Source organism: Polaribacter sp. L3A8 (assembly GCF_009796785.1).
In the GTDB taxonomy this organism is placed as follows: Bacteria; Bacteroidota; Bacteroidia; order Flavobacteriales; family Flavobacteriaceae; genus Polaribacter.
In genome coordinates this window covers 495,059-513,499 of the sequence record NZ_CP047026.1, presented here as the reverse complement: position 1 = coordinate 513,499, position 18,441 = coordinate 495,059, and the positions used below count along the sequence as shown (strand labels likewise).

13 protein-coding genes and 4 pseudogenes are annotated in these 18,441 nt (G+C 28.7%); 12 read left to right on the top strand and 5 right to left on the bottom strand.

The features are described 5' to 3' along the window. Positions 1-52: 52 nt before the first annotated feature. A pseudogene (locus GQR92_RS01800) lies at positions 53-526 on the top strand (YobI family P-loop NTPase); the annotation flags it as partial. Positions 527-542: 16 nt separating this feature from the next. Here GQR92_RS01800 and GQR92_RS01795 read toward each other — a convergent pair. Then, entirely contained in the window at positions 543-1,436 is an 894-nt protein-coding gene (locus GQR92_RS01795; protein WP_158837462.1) for an IS1595 family transposase, read from the bottom strand. A 52-nt stretch (positions 1,437-1,488) separates the two neighbouring features. On the opposite strand from GQR92_RS01795, the pseudogene GQR92_RS01790 reads away from it, so the two are divergent. The 6 genes and pseudogenes from GQR92_RS01790 to GQR92_RS01770 form a co-directional block, all read left to right on the top strand. Continuing rightward, positions 1,489-4,473, top strand: a pseudogene (locus GQR92_RS01790) (YobI family P-loop NTPase); the annotation flags it as partial. 97 nt (positions 4,474-4,570) lie between these two features. Continuing rightward, positions 4,571-5,476, top strand: coding sequence for an IS982 family transposase (locus GQR92_RS01785; RefSeq protein WP_158837517.1), 906 nt, complete (start codon positions 4,571-4,573; stop codon positions 5,474-5,476). A 12-nt stretch (positions 5,477-5,488) separates the two neighbouring features. Further along, a pseudogene (locus GQR92_RS18225) lies at positions 5,489-5,725 on the top strand (hypothetical protein); the annotation flags it as partial. A 75-nt stretch (positions 5,726-5,800) separates the two neighbouring features. Beyond that, positions 5,801-6,520: a tRNA-uridine aminocarboxypropyltransferase gene (locus GQR92_RS01780; RefSeq protein WP_302849595.1), complete on the top strand. Its 720-nt coding sequence runs from the start codon at positions 5,801-5,803 to the stop codon at positions 6,518-6,520. Between the two features lie 192 nt (positions 6,521-6,712). Next, the gene (locus tag GQR92_RS01775; RefSeq protein WP_158837515.1) at positions 6,713-7,363 is read left to right on the top strand and encodes a peroxiredoxin-like family protein; all 651 of its coding nucleotides are present in this window, start codon (positions 6,713-6,715) and stop codon (positions 7,361-7,363) included. A gap of 35 nt (positions 7,364-7,398) precedes the next feature. Then, positions 7,399-7,923 (top strand): thioredoxin family protein, encoded by a 525-nt coding sequence (locus GQR92_RS01770; protein ID WP_158837514.1) that lies wholly within the window; start codon positions 7,399-7,401, stop codon positions 7,921-7,923. A 26-nt stretch (positions 7,924-7,949) separates the two neighbouring features. On the opposite strand, the gene GQR92_RS01765 is transcribed toward GQR92_RS01770, so the two are convergent. After that, positions 7,950-8,729 (bottom strand): zinc-dependent peptidase, encoded by a 780-nt coding sequence (locus GQR92_RS01765; RefSeq protein ID WP_158837513.1) that lies wholly within the window; start codon positions 8,727-8,729, stop codon positions 7,950-7,952. Between the two features lie 157 nt (positions 8,730-8,886). On the opposite strand from GQR92_RS01765, the gene GQR92_RS01760 reads away from it, so the two are divergent. The 4 genes and pseudogenes from GQR92_RS01760 to GQR92_RS01745 form a co-directional block, all read left to right on the top strand. Continuing rightward, positions 8,887-9,297: an Rrf2 family transcriptional regulator gene (locus tag GQR92_RS01760; protein ID WP_158837512.1), complete on the top strand. Its 411-nt coding sequence runs from the start codon at positions 8,887-8,889 to the stop codon at positions 9,295-9,297. Between the two features lie 66 nt (positions 9,298-9,363). Next, complete coding sequence (locus GQR92_RS01755; protein ID WP_158837511.1) at positions 9,364-9,996, top strand: NAD(P)-dependent oxidoreductase; 633 nt, start codon at positions 9,364-9,366, stop codon at positions 9,994-9,996. A 269-nt stretch (positions 9,997-10,265) separates the two neighbouring features. Beyond that, the gene (locus tag GQR92_RS01750; protein WP_158837510.1) at positions 10,266-12,623 is read left to right on the top strand and encodes a sensor histidine kinase; all 2,358 of its coding nucleotides are present in this window, start codon (positions 10,266-10,268) and stop codon (positions 12,621-12,623) included. 138 nt (positions 12,624-12,761) lie between these two features. Continuing rightward, positions 12,762-13,646: pseudogene (locus GQR92_RS01745) on the top strand (IS1595 family transposase); the annotation flags it as partial. A 39-nt stretch (positions 13,647-13,685) separates the two neighbouring features. Here GQR92_RS01745 and GQR92_RS01740 read toward each other — a convergent pair. Beyond that, on the bottom strand, positions 13,686-14,360 hold the full coding sequence (locus tag GQR92_RS01740) for an NAD(P)H-dependent oxidoreductase (protein WP_158837509.1): 675 nt from the start codon (positions 14,358-14,360) through the stop codon (positions 13,686-13,688). Between the two features lie 198 nt (positions 14,361-14,558). On the opposite strand from GQR92_RS01740, the gene GQR92_RS01735 reads away from it, so the two are divergent. Continuing rightward, on the top strand, positions 14,559-15,440 hold the full coding sequence (locus tag GQR92_RS01735; protein ID WP_158837508.1) for an AraC family transcriptional regulator: 882 nt from the start codon (positions 14,559-14,561) through the stop codon (positions 15,438-15,440). Between the two features lie 108 nt (positions 15,441-15,548). Here GQR92_RS01735 and GQR92_RS01730 read toward each other — a convergent pair whose 3' ends face one another. Both GQR92_RS01730 and GQR92_RS01725 read right to left on the bottom strand, forming a co-directional pair. Beyond that, complete coding sequence (locus GQR92_RS01730) at positions 15,549-16,619, bottom strand: peroxidase, FMP-type (RefSeq protein ID WP_158837507.1); 1,071 nt, start codon at positions 16,617-16,619, stop codon at positions 15,549-15,551. Between the two features lie 70 nt (positions 16,620-16,689). Next, the gene (locus GQR92_RS01725; RefSeq protein ID WP_158837506.1) at positions 16,690-18,438 is read right to left on the bottom strand and encodes a flavin monoamine oxidase family protein; all 1,749 of its coding nucleotides are present in this window, start codon (positions 18,436-18,438) and stop codon (positions 16,690-16,692) included. Positions 18,439-18,441 lie beyond the last annotated feature (3 nt).

Sequence of the window (18,441 nt, the reverse complement as noted above, 5' to 3'; positions counted from 1 at the left end):
ACAGAGGTTATACCAATGTTTAATTAGGTCTAATTTTTAGAAAAATATAGCTATGAAAGAAAAACTACTTGATTTCTTATTAATTGCTTCAAAAGAAATTGAAAAATTACATTTTAAATTATCTGAAAGAAATTCAGAGAAATTAGATTACACTTCCTTATCTCCAATTGATAATGGTGACGAAAATGGTCACTACTCTAAAGCTTTACAATGGGCTCTTGAAAACCGTGAAGAAGAAGATATAAAAAACATTGCACTTACTGGGTCATATGGCTCAGGTAAAAGTACAATTCTTAAAACTTTTCAAAAAAATTACAAAGGAGCTGAATTAGAATTTCTGAATATTTCTTTAGCAACATTTAAAGAAGAAAAACCGAAGTTTGATGAACAAGAAAACCCTATTAAAAAAGACCTTTTAAGACTAATAGAAACAAGTATTTTACAACAAATATTTTATCACGAAGAAGATAAAAAAATTCCAGATTCTAGGTTTAAAAAGATTAAAAGTTACAGCGGAAAAAAACTTTTATAGAGGTCAGTAGTTAGTTACATATAATTTTGTGCTGCTCTACTTTATCCTTTTGAACCATTTTTGTTATTAAGTTATTGAATATTGTTGCTTTACTTTGTGATCGATTAATTCTAAAACAAAATTCATTAAAATATCTATTTAGATTAAAGTCACTTACCCAAGAATACGTTGTTCTTATCCAAGATTTCACTTGATGAATCATTGTATGAAGTGCTTTAAAATTCATACCTCCATTACTTTCTATTTGAGTAATATTATAAGCTTTCGCAATAGGTCTGTAACCTCTCCATTTGTCGGTTATCACTTTAGCTTCTCGACTGATATGATTCACAAAAATATATTGCAAAGAACTAGCTGAAAAATCTTCGATTCTCATGGCATACATTCTTTTAACTTTTCCATCTTCAGTTAGTTCAACAGCAGTTATAGCTTTCTTTTTCTTAGCATTATAACTTCTTCCTACTTTATCTTTTTCTCGTCCACCCAAAACAAATTCATCCACATGAACAATACCGGTCATAGGACTATTTCCACTACTTTCCATTGCTTCTCTAATTTTGAGCATAAATAAACGGGCTGTCTTTTCTGTTACGCTAAAACGAACTGCAACATAACTAGCAGAAAGGCTTTTAGTACTTGTACTCATTTCAAAAACAATAAAAAAAGCTTTTCTAACACCAAACTTTACCTTGTGAAAAAGTGTGTTTGAGGTAGATGATTCTTGATGAGAGCAAATATTACATGTCCGTGAAAAATCTTTTCTTATTTGAGCCTTTTTATGTCCACATTTAACACATTGAAATCCATCTTTCCACTTAATATCTGCCAAGTATTTCTTGCAATCTTCATCCGTTTTAAACCGATCAGCAAACTCTAGAAGGTTTTGTCCTTTAAATATATTCATAATATTACTGTATTTGTTGTTTTTAAAGATATGAATTTAAATACTGACCTCTAAACTTTTATTTACTTCAATCGGTATTTCACTATTCATAATAGCTCTATTAAATTATTTTAATCCATATATAATACAAAGTGTTTTCAAAGACACCTCTTTAAGCTTTTTTACCTGCAATACATTGCACTACAGTAGTATTTTAATAATTATAATTGGCATTTTCTTTTTAGTTTATAAGTCCATTAGAATTATTAGTTCTGTAACAATAAACAAACTTAAATTTCAAAATGCTGAGATTGGAATTGGAGAAAGTATTAATAAATCAATCCTAAATCACCATTTAGATGAAATCCTTTACTTCTTTACAATAAGACCCTATAATGTCGTAATCATTGAAGACCTTGACCGTTTTGAAGAAACTGAAATATTTACAAAACTTAGAGAAATTAACCTCCTTTTAAATAACTCCGAAAAAACAAAGAAAAAAAATATTGTCTTCTTATATGCCGTTAGAGATGATATGTTTTCAGACAATGAAAGAATAAAGTTTTTTGATTTTATAATTCCTGTCATACCAGTAATTAATTCTTCAAATTCGAGTGAAATTTTACTACAAAAAAAGAAAAAATATAATTATCATTTAACAGATACTTTTATTGAGGACATATCCTTTTTTATAGACGATATGCGATTACTTCATAATATCACTAATGAATTTTACTTGTATAAAGTAAAACAAGGTGAAACCCCATTAAATCAAGATAAATTATTTGCGATTATTACTTATAAAAATAAATACCCTAATGATTTTGTTTCTTTAAGTAAAAATGAAGGTGACTTATACAATATTCTAAACTCCAAATCAAAATATGTAAGTCAAGAAGTCAATCGAATAGAAGACAAAATATCTATTTTTAAAGAAGAGGTTAAAAACCTCGAATTGATAAATATCAAAAGCATTAAAGAACTTCGACAATTATATATAATTCGAGTAATAGAAACATTAGATAATTTTAATTCTTTTGTCATTAATAACGAAACTATCACTATTGATGATTTATTAAAAGACGAAAACTTTGAATATTTTAAGGAGAATAAAATTTACTATCGAACTCCCATTAATAATTATTATAATAACAGACTTGATTATTCAATAAAAAAAGTACCAATTTCATTTTCTGAAATTGAAAAATTAGTAAACTCTAATAAATCATATAAGGCTAGAGAACAAGAAATACTAGATATTAAATCAAATAAATCAAACTCTTTAAGAAAAGAAATTCAAGAGCTTGAAAAACAAAAAATTACAACTAGAAATTTAAAAATATCTGAGTTACTACAATCAAATAAAGAAATTGATTTAAACATCAATGAAAGTCTAGATAAAGATTTCATTACAACATTAATTAGAAATGGATATATATCAGAAGATTATATTGATTACATTTCTTTGTTTCACGAAGGTAGTATAACAAGAAATGACCATAAATTCGTTATCAATGTAAGAAATAGACAAAAATTAGAGTTTGATTATAAGCTTTCAAAAATTGATAAAGTAAAATCAAAAATAAATCCTATTGATTTTAACTCTGAATACATCTTAAATTATGATTTATTAGACTTCTTACTTAAATACCATAGAACTAATAAAATTCCTTTAGAATATATTTTTACAAAATTAAAAGATGAATCCTCTGCTTCTATTCTATTCATAAATGGTTTTATTGAGAGAACAGAAAATTTAAATCTATTTATTAAAACGTTATGTAGCTATTGGATTGGTATTTGGGGATATTATGTGAATGATGTTTTGTATTCTGATGAACAAGTAAATAAAACATTAAAATACATCATAGAATATGCAGATATTGAATCTATAATTAAAATAGATAAACAATCTAATCTAAAAAATCATCTAACAAAAGACCCTGAAATTTTAAACATCACTTCCAACAATGATAAACTAATAAGTGTCATCTCTGAATTACAATTAAAGTTTATTGATTTAAACTTTGAAAATTCTCCAGAAAACATTCTAGACTTTATTTACGAGAATAACCATTATGAATTTAACGCAAAAATAGTTCGTAAAATTGTAAAAAAATATGGTGAATTTGAACAAGTGAGTTTTGATAATTCTAATTACTCTTCTCTTAAAAACTCAAAATCTGATAGTCTTATTAATTATATAGAAGCTAACATAAATGACTACATAAAAAATATTTACTTAAAGCTTGAGACGAATATTAATGAGGAACAAAAAGCTTATTTAGAATTATTAAATCACTCAGAATTAAGTTTAAAGCTTAAAAAAGAAGTCATTAAAAAAGTAGTTACAAAAATATCTGACATTTCACCTATTGAAGATGCTAATTTGTTGTCATATATTATTGAAAATAATAAAATAGAGCCTAAATGGGAAAACTTATTGTCCTTTTTCATAAAGTCTGAAGATAAAATATTAGACTCAACTATTGACTTCATTAATAATATTGAAAATGCGAACAAATTATCAAAAGTAAAAATACCAACTAAAGTTAATGATGAAAACATTTTTGGTGTATTCTGTGAACTTTTAATCCTATCAAACGATATCGAAAATAAATCCTTTGATTTAATTACAAACTCAATTCCTTGGAGCTATAGCGGATTAAATATTGCTAATCTTGATAAAGAAAAAGTTAACTCATTAATCAAGAATGAAGTAATTAGTCCAACAATTGAAAGTTTTAATATTTTAAAAGAAAAATATCAGACGTCAGCCATTGAGTTGTTAGAGAAATATAAGTCTGAATTTATAAAACTAATTGAAGAGCTTGTTTTAGATGAAAATGATTTAGAGTTAATCTTGAAATCTACAGTTTTAAACAATATAGAAAAACTCAAATTTTTAGAATCTTGTTCTAATAATACCATTGCATCAAACTTTGAGAATTTTAAGTTAATAAGTCAAATTTTATTAAATGATAATTCATTTCGAATAAATGAGCAGCTTTTCAATGATTTAATAATAAACAAAAATGTATCGATTGTAAATAACGTGAGTTCGATGTAAGAAATTTTAATTAAACCTATAAAAAAAGCAGAATATTTAGTATATTAAAGTACTGAATTCTAATATATTAATAAATATCCTGCTTATGATTTCTGATAGTAAAATTATAGAAATTTTCTGTTCTTTAGATGATTTTATGAAAGAATTTAACTTAATTCTTAATAAAAACAGCATTTCTGATGGTTCAACAACTAAAAAACGTAATAGAAAGTTCAAAATGTATGATAGTGAAGTGATGACCATACTTGTTATATTTCACCTAAAGTCTTACCGAAACCTTAAACACTTTTACTTAAACCATATTTGTAAATACAGACAAGATCTGTTTCCAGATTGTGTTTCTTATAATAGATTTGTAGAACTTCAAAAAAAGGTTACACAACCTTTAGCCGTTTTTATGAAAATGTATTGTTTAGGCGATTGCACAGGTATCTCTTTTATTGATTCTACTCCTTTAAAAGTATGTCACTATAAAAGAGAAAAACAACATCAAGTATTTAAAGATATTGCCAAAAAAAGCTATGGAACTATGGGGTGGTATTTTGGATTTAAACTACATATTGTCTGCAATGACAAAGGAGAAATTATTGATTTTATGTTCACTCCAGCCAATGTAGACGACAGATTCCCTCTCAAACAAAAGAAGTTTCACGACAAATTATTTGGAAAAATTTTTGGAGACAAAGGATATATTGGGAAAGATTTATTTGAAAGACTTTTTGTAGACGGAATTCATTTAATAACTAAAGTTCGAAAAAACATGAAAAAGAAAGCAATGGACTATATGGATAAAGTTATCCTAAGAAAAAGAGCAATCATCGAAACAGTAAATGATGTACTAAAAAACACTTGCCAAATTGAACATTCTAGACATAGATCTTTTGATAATTTCATAACAAATATGATCTCTGGATTAATTGCATATTCTTTTTTACCTAAAAAACCTTCTATAAAAATCCCGAATATGTTACCGAATATTGCGATTGATTAGCTCGAACTCACGTTAAATAGAATTAAACTATTCAATAAGAATCTTTATAGCACTGATGAAGCTTTCATAGAAAAATTCTTAAACAATTTAGGTAACAGTTATGAAAAAATCACAAATAAAGATAAAAAAGCAAAAATTCAAGACAATCCTGATAACAGAGAATTATTAACTAATTTGCGCCGAAAAGATTACATTTCAAGTTTTTCTGATGGATTATTTGGTTTAAGAGTGAATCATAAAAGAAAATAACAAATAACTGTATTTTAAGTTATTTAAAAATATTCAACAAACTTTAAATCAATTAAAAAACAAAATACCCTCACCTTGCCACTAACCATAAATCAACCAAGAATAAAATGTTACAAATGCATGCGATCTTTAAGCACCTGTATTTGTAAATACATTAGTTCTTTGCAGACCAAGACACGTTTTATTATTTTGATGCATCCAAAGGAGTACAAAAAAGAAAAAAAAGGAACGGGATTTATGACGCATCTTCAACTTGAAAATTCAGAAATCATCGTTGGTGTCGATTTTACGAATCATAAACGTATCAATGAGATACTTACTGAAGAAAATAGTACCTCATTTTTATTGTATCCTGGCAAGGACAGTTTTAATTTATCAACAAGAAAAAGTGCAGAAATACAAACGGTTATTGGGAACAATGCAAACATTTTTATTTTAGATGGTACATGGCCTTGTGCTAGAAAAATGCTAAAACTAAGTAAAAACTTGCAAGCCTTAAAAAGAGTTAGTTTTGATAACAAGATCATATCAAAATTTATTATCAAACAGCAGCCAGATCCTCTTTGTTTAAGTACTATTGAGTCGGTGTATACGGTCTTAAATTTATTAAAGAAAGCCGAATTAGAAAAATGCGATACCAAAGACTTTTTAATTCCTTTTGAAAAAATGATAGCCTATCAACTAGAATATACGCTAGACCCAACTCATAAAAACTATTGCGCTACAGAAAACAGTACAGAAATTTCTAAGAACCTGTATAAAAAACCTACAGAAAGACGTGTTATTTTTGAATAAAAATAAATGTAATTCATTAATTCGTAGTGTTTTATGCAATGCTATTTCTACGCTTTGTTAAAACTTACTTAAGAGCCTTAATACTTACTACTTTCTGTATAAAAAACCTTAAATTCGTTAATGCTTACTCCTAATTTTGAGGAGTATTTTTAGAAAATTACACTGAGTATACCACATATAAAGACAAAAAAAATGAAAACTTTAAGAGAACAAACAGATGCTAAAATAGCGGCAGGACGAAATGCAAAACCAGACTTTATGAAAGGTGTTGATGCCGTTATAGAGAAAGCAAAAGCTTTTGAAGAAGGAAAAAATGCACTTAAAGTTGGCGAAAAAGCACCCAATTTCTCACTACCAAATCCTGATGGAAAATTAATTTCGTTAGATGTTTTATTAGAAAAAGGTCCGTTGGTAATTACATTTTATCGTGGTGATTGGTGTCCGTATTGCAACTTACAATTAAGAGCATTACAAGCTAGATTACCCGAAATTGATGCACTTGGCGCAAGCTTGGTAGCTATTAGTCCGCAAGTACCAGACGGTTCCTTAACCAAAAGTGAAATTAGCGAAATGGATTTTACGGTATTGTCTGACCAAGATGCAAAAGTAGCTACAGTATATGGTGTTGCTTGGAAAGTGCCAGAATTTTTAGCAGAACACATGCGTGCAGACCGAGGTTTAGATTTAGACAAAGTAAATAACGGAGATGGAAGCATATTGCCTATTCCTGCTACTTTTATTTTAGGGAAAGATGGCGTTGTTACTTGGAACTATGTAAATGTAGACTACAGAACACGTTCTGAACCAGAAGAAATTATTGAAGCTTTAAAAAAAATATCATAATTAATTACATTTAAACATACTTAAAAAAACGATTCATGAAAATTAAAATTGTAACCCTTTTTATCACCGCATTATTAGCCGTTAATTTACAAACATCTGCACAAGAAAGTACCGATGTCTTATTAAAAAATGCACAAGCAATAGCTAAAAAAGAAGGGAAAGCTATTTTTATAAAATTTGAAGCCTCTTGGTGTGGTTGGTGTCATAAAATGATCAAAGATATGAAAGCGGAACATACCAAAAAATTCTTTGCAGACAATTATGTAATGGTGCCTGTAGTGGTTAAAGAATCTAAAGGAAAAGAACATTTAGAAAACCCAGGTTCTACCAATTTATTAAAGCAATACAGTGGTGATACAGCAGGTTTGCCTTTTTGGGTTATTTTAGATGCAGATTTAAAGGTAATTACCAATTCTTTTGATGAAAATGGTCAGAATTTAGGCGGTCCTGGAACCCCAGAAGAAGTAACCGTATTTATTAATAAGATAAAAAAATCTGCCAAAAAAGTTACGGCTAGAGATGTAGAAAATATTACAAATCAATTTGTGATGAAAAAATAAAGTAGCAACTGCCCTATTTTACAATCTTACGATTTTATAAAACAAGCATCCAGCATTTTATACAATGCTGGATGTTTTCTTTTCATCAACTTTGGTCTTTCAAAAAAATATTCTCCTGCAACGGCTAAAAATTCAATTTCAGAAGTACCACCGTAATTTCTAATATCCGATTTGTTATTATTAATTGCCTCCATTTCTTTATGTACCAATTGTAAAAACGGAATGGTATATGGTTTGTCTAACAAAACAGCCGGAATGCCATCTATAACACCATCTGCTTTATCTAAAAGATGAATAAATTCGTGAATAGCAGTGTTTCCTTTGTCCGTTTTATTACTAAACCCAAGATGCAAGGCTTTTCTAGACAGAATCATTTGATTTTCAAACCTTCCTGTACCCACCAAACCACCTATATTTCTATCGGCAGTTTTATCGCTAAATTGTAAATCTTCATCAAAATAATCAGGATAAATTAAAACCGTAGTTAAGTTGGTGTACTGCCAATTTTTAAATCTAAAAACCGGAATTATGGCACTTGCTGCAATTAACAAACAATCTAATTCTTCTAGCTTAAAATGAACTGCTTCTACGTTTGTTACTTCTAAAAAACGGAACATTTTAACACAAAATTCTTGTTGCTCATTGGTGGTTAGGTTTTTATAGAACAACACATTGTCTAAAAGTATTGCATGCCAATGTGTAGGAATTGTAACTTTTTGTAGTGATATATTTTTTCTTTTTTTATTAGACCTAAAACTTAAGTATAGAATAAAAAGTAATAAAATAATGGTGATTATATATAGCATTGTTTTTTTTAAAAAAGGAAAATTACAACAACTTCTCCACTTCTACTTTCTATGAATCTTTATTTATGATGTTATTTTATTAATTTTTAAATAAAAATCGTTCTAGTTAAAATATTTTAGTACATTTGTACTGTAATAAAAAACAATACAGTTTATTTTGATTAAAACTCGTTTCTCTATCGCCTTACATATTATGACTTTATTGGCCTTACATAAAGACGATTGGTTAACATCTACCTATATAGCAGGAAGTTTAAACATGAATCCTGTATTGGTTAGAAAGGAGTTAAAAACGCTTAAAGAAGGAGGGCTTGTTGAGAGTAAAGAAGGTAAAAATGGTGGAATTAAAATACTAAAAGACGCTAAAAATATACGATTATCAGACATATTTAATATCATAAAAGGATGTGACACAGTTTTATCATTACTTAAAAACACACCAAACCCTAAGTGTTCGGTTGGTAAAAATATTAATACAAAATTAGTGTCTATAATGAACAACATAGATACTGCTATTAGTGAGGAACTAGATAAACAAACATTAGAAGAATTTAAAAATCAGTTTTGATTTTTTTTAACACAAACTGTCACAAAAATAATTACACTATAAAATAAACAAATAAAAACAATAAAAATGAAAGTAACCATAATTGGAGCTGGTGGAAACATCGGACAAAGAATTACAAAAGAAGCAGCAACAAGAAATCATGAACTACAATTAGTAACTTCTAAAGAGAAAAGTTTTTTTAATTTGAAAGACATTACTACAAAAAAAGCAGATATTTTAGATACCGATGCCTTAGCAGAAATATTTAAAGATAGCGATGTAGTAATAAGTGCTTATGCTCCACCAGCAGAAAATACAGATTTAATTTTAGAAGCATCAAAATCTTTACTAGAGGCTTCTAAAAAAGCTAATGTTAGATTAATTTCTGTTGGTGGCGCTGGTAGTTTAAAACTAAGTGAAGATTTAGATTTAGTAGATTCTAAAGATTTTCCGGAAGCTTATAAACCTGCTGCGCTTTCACATAGAAAAGTTTTAAAAGAAGTGTATTTAAAAGAAAACGCTGTAAATTGGACAAACGTTTCTCCGTCTGCTTATATTTTTGAAGGAGAAAGAACCAATAAATTTAGAACCGCAGAAGATAAATTAATTGCAAATGATAAAGGAGAAAGCTCTATTTCTATGGAAGATTTCGCAGTAGGAATTATCAATGAAATAGAAAATCCTAAACATATAAAAAAACGTTTTACAATAGGATATTAATCTTTAAAAAAATATTTTTTAATCAAAAAAAGCACGAGTTATAAAAACTTGTGCTTTTTTAATTCTTACAAACCTTGATAAAAATAAATGATACAGAAATTTGGTATTTCTAATTACAGAAAAAACCTACTGTCCTATAATTTTTAATAGTATTTATGATGAATTAAATTTTTTAATAATTTTAAAATTTAGCTAAATTCACATTCTTTTAAAGTAAATTCGGCTTTTTAGAAGCCCCAAACATTTTGTATTTCCGTAAAATAGTAAGAATGAAATTTATAAATATTAAAAAACTACTCCTTTTTTTCATCCCATTAGCTGTAATAACGTATTCAATTATCAATAATTATTATACGATTATTACCGAAAATCAATTGGAGATTATAAAAAATGGAGCAGCTAATGATTTAAATTCTAAAGGAATTTTAATTAATGATATGTATAAATATCTTGCCACGGATATTGATATTATTCACTGGGAATTTAATAAGGACTTTGCGCAAGATATACAGCCAGATAAAAACAAGTTAAAAGACTTTTTTCTTCATTTATCAACCTTACAAACCACTTACGATCAAGTACGATTTATAGATACTTTAGGGCATGAAATTATTCGTGTTGATTTTGACAGCATTAATTCTGTAAAAATTAAAGATTTTGATAAGTTACAAGATAAAAGTAATCGCTATTATTTTAAGAATGCAAAAAAACTAGAAAAAGGTGATATCTATTTTTCTAATATTGATTTAAATATGGAATATGGAAAAATTGAAGTTCCGTATAACCCCGTATTAAGAGTCGCTAAAAAAGTATATACTTCTAACGGAACGTGGAATGGTTTAATAGTCATCAATTATTTTATGAATGATTTGTTTTATAAACTAAATACACAAAATAACTTAAAATATGCTTCTTTTGAATTAAAAACCGAAGAAGGATTTAGTTTAATTTCGGAAGGTAATCATAAAGATTTTAGTCATATTACATCTGCGTCAGACAGTTTGGCGTTGTATAATACTCATAAAGAATTATGGAGTAAAATTGAGAAAGAATCTACTGGTAGCTATGCTTCTAAAGATGTTATTTATCTATTTAATAAATTAACCATAGATAACAATAGCACAAAAAATAAGCACGACAAAGACCAAAAAGCACTAATATTAATTAATAAAATAGATTTAGATAAGGTACAAGATTCTCAATTTATTTACATTATTTACAAATGGATTTCGTTTACGATTATAACATTTTTAATTCTATTGGTTTTAATTGGTATTCAATATTACAACAACAAACTACATGTTCAAAATAAATCGTTATTAGGTAAAAATGATGAATTAGAAAATTTAAAAAATAAACTGCAAGAAACTTTAAGTATTAAACTTGATGAATTAAAATTGACCGAAAGAAAGTTTTATTCAATTTTTAATAATGCAGGTATCGGAATTACGTTAATAGATTTAAAAGGAAAACCCGTATTTACAAATAAAAAATTGTTAGACGTTTTAGGGTATTCAGAAAGTGAACTAAAACAAATGACCTTTGCTGATTTTACACATCCAGATGATTTAGAATCTGATATGATTCAATTTAATAAACTAATAAAAAGAGAAATCGATTCTTACAACATAGAAAAGCGATATGTCCGTAAAGATCAATCGGTTATTTGGGGAGATTTAAATGTTTCTTTATTACTAAATAAAGAAAATGAAATTATCAATGTAATTGGTGCTGTTAGTGATATTACAGAACGTAAAGACGCACAAAGAGAAACTAGAAACCTTAAAAAAGTAATTAAAAGCCTTGATTATATTGCAAAAGTTTTACAAATTGATTCTGTAGAAAATATTTCTGAAATTAATGAATCTATCAATTTAGTAAAATACATAGAAAAACAATCGGAAGATATTTTAAAAGCCAACAAAGCCAGAGAAGAACTTTTAACCAATTTAGAGCACAAAAATAGCGAGTTAAACAACTATGCACATATTGTTTCTCACGATTTAAAATCGCCTTTACGAAGCATTTATACCTTATTAAATTGGATTCAAGAAGAACCTGAAAATACATTAACTGAAGAAAGTAAAATGTACTCTCAATTGATTTTAGATAACCTAGAAAAAATGGAGTCTCTAATTACCGGAATTTTAAGTTATTCTAGTATAGACGATGATAAAATGGCTGAATACGATATTAACACGCACGACTTGGTTAATGAGATTGTAAAATTAATTCTAGTACCTAAATCTATCGAAATTAAAATAGATGCCAACCTTCCTATTATTAAAGGAAATAAGCATCGAATTCTTCAAGTGTTTCAAAACCTAATTCAGAATGCCATAAAAAGCATTACCAATGAAACGGGACAAATAGAAATCGGAGTAAAAGAAACTCCAGAATTTTGGGAATTCTACGTAAAAGATAGCGGAAAAGGAATTGAAGAAAAATACTTTAAAAAAATATTTGAGCTTTTTCAAAGTATTGATGACAGTGAAACAAAATCTGGAATTGGACTTTCTATTGTTAAAAAAGTCATCCATTTTTACAAAGGAAAAGTTTGGGTAGAAAGTGAAGTTGCCAAAGGAACTACTTTTTATTTTACACTTCCTAAAACGTCTAACTTGTAAAATATCATTAACTATTTAAAATATAGATTTTTTTGATATGCTTTACAAAGTAAAAATGTACCAATATTAGTATTATATAATTATATAGAGGTCAGTATTTAAATTCATATCTTTAAAGTCAATAAATAGAGTATTATTATGAATATATTTAAAGGACAAAATCTTCTAGAGTTTGCTGATCGGTTTAAAACGGATGAAGATTGCAAGAAATACTTGGCAGATATTAAATGGAAAGATGGATTTCAATGTGTTAAATGTGGTCATAACAAGGCTCAAATAAGAAAAGATTTTTCACGTACATGTAATATTTGTTCTCATCAAGAATCATCTACCTCAAACACACTTTTTCACAAGGTAAAGTTTGGTGTTAGAAAAGCTTTTTTTATTGTTTTTGAAATGAGTACAAGTACTAAAAGCCTTTCTGCTAGTTATGTTGCAGTTCGTTTTAGCGTAACAGAAAAGACAGCCCGTTTATTTATGCTCAAAATTAGAGAAGCAATGGAAAGTAGTGGAAATAGTCCTATGACTGGTATTGTTCATGTGGATGAATTTGTTTTGGGTGGACGAGAAAAAGATAAAGTAGGAAGAAGTTATAATGCTAAGAAAAAGAAAGCTATAACTGCTGTTGAACTAACTCAAGATGGAAAAGTTAAAAGAATGTATGCCATGAGAATCGAAGATTTTTCAGCTAGTTCTTTGCAATATATTTTTGTGAATCATATCAGTCGAAAAGCTAAAGTGATAACCGACAAATGGAGAGGTTACAGGCCTATTGCTAAAGTTTATAATATTACTCAAATAGAAAGTAATGGTGGTATGAATTTTAAAGCACTTCATACAATGATTCATCAAGTGAAATCTTGGATAAGAACAACGTATTCTTGGGTTAGTGACTTTAATCTAAATAGATATTTTAATGAATTTTGTTTTAGAATTAATCGATCACAAAGTAAAGCAACAATATTCAATAACTTAATAACTAAAATGGTTGAAAAGGAGAAAGTAGAACATCACAAAATTATATTGATAGGTTTTTTTATGTTTTATAATTCTTTTGAAATCTTACTTAAAGGTAACGATATCTTCAAAATTTCTTCTTGATTTACCAAATTCTGGATCTGTTTTTCTATATCCAAAAGCAGTCATAAATGATAATCCATACTTATCGGTATCAATACCAAATTTTTCTTTTAATAATGCTTCTGCTTTTTCTTGATGAAATCCCTCAATAGGACAAGAATCAATTCCTATTAAAGCTGCGGCAGTCATCATATTACCCAAAGCAATATAAGTTTGTTTAGAAGCCCAATCAAATAATTTTTTGTCTGTATCTAAATCAAAATCACGTTCTTGAAACTCTCTATAAAATTTAGAATACATTTCAATAACTTCTTGTGGTAATTTTTTTACACCTTTCATCATGTGCATAATGTAATCAGCATCGTGTTTTACCATGGGTGCTTTCATACTTAAACCTAGTACAAAATGACTTGCAGTATCTAATTTTAAAGGCGCTCCCCAAGCTACAGGTTTTAATAATTCACGTAATTCTTTGTCTTGTACAACTACAAAGTGCCAAGGTTCAAAACCAAAAGAACTTGGTGATAAACGTGCTGTTTCTAAAATAAATTTTATGTCTTGATCTGAAACTTTTTTAGTAGCATCAAATTCTTTTGTTGCATGTCTAAAGTTAAACGCATTAAGGATGTCTTCTTTTGCAATGTTTGGTGTGCTCATGTTTGTTTTTTTAAATATATTTTTAAGTTTCCTGTTTTTAGGAGTTTTGTTTTTTATCAATTATGCGGCAAAGATAAATATACAAGCGTCTCTTTAAAATGTATTTAATGTATTTTAAAAGGTTTTTTATCATTTAAAAATGAAACACAACTACTTTTTACCTAATTTTACATCACATTATTATTAATTAAGTACAAAATGCAAATATTAGAAACATATAAACCTTTTGAAATACAAGAGATAGAATTAACAGCATGGAAACAACGCCCTGTTAAAAATAACTTTTTCGAATTGGTTTTAGTAAAATCTGGTGAAGGTACACAATGCATCAACTATAATGAATACAAGTATAGTAAAGGAAGTATTTTTTTATTACCTCCTTTAAAATGTCATTCTTTTACCATAGAAAAACCTACTAAATTTGTTTTCTTAAAATTTACAGATTCCTTTTTTAAAGATGCAAATCAAATAGCCATAGATAGAAATGAGTGGTTTAAAGAAGCGTCTTATGTTTTATCGAATTATAATCAACTACCCGGAGATATTGTTAAAAATGATATCGATAGAACTCATTTAGATTGTTTATTAACCATGATTTTAAAGGAATCTCATAATTACGGCAAGGATTCTATCAATCTTATTATCAACTTAATGACCTGTATTTTAGAAATACTTATTAGAAATATTAATAAAGGTCGTTTTTTTGAACTTCCTAAGCATTCTGATGACCGTATTACCAATATGCTGAATTATATCAATAAAAACATTGACAAAAGTGAACTTTTAAAGGTTGAAAATTTAGCGGATGTTTTTATGATGTCTCCTACTTATGTTAGCGAATTTTTTAAGAAACAAGTAAACATGCCTTTAAGAGAATACATTATAAAAGCGAAACTTAAATTGGTAGAAATTCGTTTGTTAAATTCTAATTTCACCTTAACTCAAATTGCAGAAAATTTAGGTTTTACAGATGTAAGTCACCTTTCTAAAACCTTTAAACGTTATGAAGGAGTATCGATACGTGAGTTTAAAAAAAATGGAGAATACATGCTTTTAAAACGCAGCACTTGTGTTAGTTAAATACATCATACCTCTATACACAACACACTTACAATAAGCGATTTAACAAATAAAAGATAGTATCCACAATCAACTTTTGGATACTATCTTTTTTATTAGACAATAAGCTTATTTTTTCTTACGTAGTGTATTTATTTGAATATGTGGCCAGCGTGTTTCGCCACCATCTGTACCAAATTGAAATTGAAAAAACATAATCTGTTCGTATTGCAATTGAAGAATTTCTTCTCCGTTTTCTACAATCGTTTCAATCCACATTCTCATTTTCATTTCTTGAACAGGAGCAAATCTAGATACAAAAGGATTGTTTAAAACGCCACCTTGTGGACCACCAGTTTCTGTTGTATTCATTTCTATAAGAACATGTTTTTTTACTTCTTGACTATTAAGAGCATCACGCAATCGTAAATCTGGTCTTACAGAATATGGGTATAAATTATGAGCTAAAATACGTTGTGTATAAGCTTTGTTAGAGCTTGGTTGCTTTATTGGAATGCTGGTGTCATGTACCCAAGCAGGTGCTGGTTTGTCTAAATTTATTGGAGCATCTGGCGGTATGTCTGCGCCACCCATACTCTGAGAAATTGCTAAAAAACCAGGTTCCCAAGTATTTGTGCCTGAAGGAAACACTGGTTTCCCTTCTTTTTCTTCATCTTTTCCGAATAGTAAAATAGTACTACCATGCGGAATTGTACCACTTCTAGAAACGGAGTAAGACGGCACAAAATTGGGGCCGTTAGCACCATCACCTGGTTTTAATTCAGGTTGGCCAATGTCTGTTTTTACAGATTCTACACTCGCAGGATGATTGTATACATCACTCAACCACAAATACATACCATTTTCTGCATGTAGCGGGTTTCCATTTAAATCGTTAATAGCTGTTTTGTATTCTACTGCTCCTGCAAACTGTTCGTTTGCTCCTCCTCTATTACGTACACTACCTTTTACCAAGGTAAATGTAAGCTCTTCGGTATAATCTTCACATAAAAAGTGATATTTACCAGGAGTTGTTTCTGAGTTAGTACCTGGAGAAGGCATACAAGTAGTATGCAAACCCCAACCCGTAGTATTGTTATCTGGATTATGATTTACCCAAGTACCTTCTAATTGTTTTAATACTCCATAATCTGCTGGTAATTTTAACACGGCAGGAGAATATTCTTTTTGTTTTGACATCAGTAATAGTTTTAGTTTATATTTTTTATTTGGTTAAATAAATAATCGTTTTACGTTTTTTTTAGATGGATTACCAACCTAAATAATAATCACTAGAAATCCATGTTGGTCTTTTCAATTCAAAATAGCTTTGTAACATTCTTTCTGCAACACAAAATGCCCCTTCTACCCAACCTTGTTGATCAGAATACGCCTCTCCACAGATATAAATTGATTCTTCTGCTATTGGGTTTCTCATATATTTCATGGTGTTTGCAATATTATAATTTGCTTTCCAAGCATGATAACCACCTCCATAAGGATCCATACTCCAGTCTTTATACCAAGTTACATAAGGCATCGGAATTTCTTTACGTCCATGTAATTCTTTTATTTGATTCATCGCTTCAGAAACCATAACTTGTGTTGCCTGATTTGATAAAAGTCTTTTGCTAAATGCTGTTGCTGCAACTTTATCGGTTGCTTTTGGCTGAAATAACTTTCTAAAGATTCCGCCTTCTCTTTTAGAGTTGGCTAAAGCTTGCCAAAAAGTAACCGTTTGCATATCATTATAACTACCTAAAAATAAAGAATGACTGTCGTTTGGATCTTTACCAAAATAATAACACTGACGTAAAGGTAAATCTGTAATAGAATGACCTGCCATGGTATTAAAATCTGTTCTCCACCAAGGCGTTTCAAAACCCATTAATATTTTAAGAGAAGGTTCTTTTATTACCGAAGCCATGTTTTTTTGTAATACTTTTTGCGAATCTTGGTTAAAAAAGAAGTTGTTTTGATCTAACAATTCTAAAGATCTGCGAGGCATGGCAAGTATAATTTTATTCGCCTTAAGCGTCCAACTACTTTGTGTTTCTTTGTTAAAAAATTCTAGTTCGTACTTATAAGTACCCGTAGTTTGCTTTTTAAATGTTACCAAACGATTTCCCATCCAAATATTGGCTCCTTGGTTATTTAAATATCCTTTAGCAATAGCATACGCTATTAGATCGTAACCGCCATCTATTGTTTTGTATTCTGATCCTGCGTTAGAAAAATCTCCAACCATATACGGAAAAGCTTCTGCAGCATTCCAATTTATTGTATTAGAAAAATAACCGCCTGCATCTGCCAAAAAAGTATATCCTTCTTGTGAGACTCTATCTTTAATTAGGTTCCAAAAACCAATATCATTTACTTTTAACCCATTATAAGGTCCTATAAAATAGTATATTAATTTGGGTTTAATACTATTCCACTGGTTTCTTGTAATTTTAAAAGTATACTCATATTTGCTTGGGTTAGCAACAAGACTACCATAGTTACTTACAAACCATGGATCTGCCATTAATACATCATAAATAATTTTATTAAATAATTGATCGGCACTGTAGCCTTCATCATTTTTATTTAATATATAATTGGTTTCTAAGACACCACCTTGGTTTTGTGCTTCTTCCCAAGCGTTCATTTTTAAACGTTGTTTTCTAAAATAGCCAAAATGTTGCGAAGCATTTCCCATTGGAAATGGAATGTTATTTAATTCGTCTTTAAATACATTTTCTATTAATGAGGTAACAATTTCTTGTGATGTCATATAGCGCATACCACCAAGCTCTCCTGTAATGGTCATTCCTGGTAATTCTACAGATTCTAAGCGTCCTCCAATACGATCTCCCATTTCAAATATTTGTACTTGGTTTGCGGGTAACGGAGTACTTTCATCATTTGTTAGTCGATATGCCGAATATAAACCAGATACTCCGGCGCCAATAATAGCAACTTCTATTTCTGTGTTGCTGGGTACATTCGTTTCAAATGTTTGTTTTTTTAAGTTCATTAT

What these genes read in the sequence shown, in the direction of transcription:
- GQR92_RS01795 (WP_158837462.1), bottom strand. Translation starts at nt 1,436, where the DNA reads ATGAATATATTTAAAGGACAAAACCTTCTAGAGTTTGCTGATCGGTTT.
- GQR92_RS01785 (WP_158837517.1), top strand. Translation starts at nt 4,571, where the DNA reads ATGATTTCTGATAGTAAAATTATAGAAATTTTCTGTTCTTTAGATGAT.
- GQR92_RS01775 (WP_158837515.1), top strand. Translation starts at nt 6,713, where the DNA reads ATGAAAACTTTAAGAGAACAAACAGATGCTAAAATAGCGGCAGGACGA.
- GQR92_RS01770 (WP_158837514.1), top strand. Translation starts at nt 7,399, where the DNA reads ATGAAAATTAAAATTGTAACCCTTTTTATCACCGCATTATTAGCCGTT.
- GQR92_RS01765 (WP_158837513.1), bottom strand. Translation starts at nt 8,729, where the DNA reads ATGCTATATATAATCACCATTATTTTATTACTTTTTATTCTATACTTA.
- GQR92_RS01755 (WP_158837511.1), top strand. Translation starts at nt 9,364, where the DNA reads ATGAAAGTAACCATAATTGGAGCTGGTGGAAACATCGGACAAAGAATT.
- GQR92_RS01750 (WP_158837510.1), top strand. Translation starts at nt 10,266, where the DNA reads ATGAAATTTATAAATATTAAAAAACTACTCCTTTTTTTCATCCCATTA.
- GQR92_RS01740 (WP_158837509.1), bottom strand. Translation starts at nt 14,360, where the DNA reads ATGAGCACACCAAACATTGCAAAAGAAGACATCCTTAATGCGTTTAAC.
- GQR92_RS01735 (WP_158837508.1), top strand. Translation starts at nt 14,559, where the DNA reads ATGCAAATATTAGAAACATATAAACCTTTTGAAATACAAGAGATAGAA.
- GQR92_RS01730 (WP_158837507.1), bottom strand. Translation starts at nt 16,619, where the DNA reads ATGTCAAAACAAAAAGAATATTCTCCTGCCGTGTTAAAATTACCAGCA.
- GQR92_RS01725 (WP_158837506.1), bottom strand. Translation starts at nt 18,438, where the DNA reads ATGAACTTAAAAAAACAAACATTTGAAACGAATGTACCCAGCAACACA.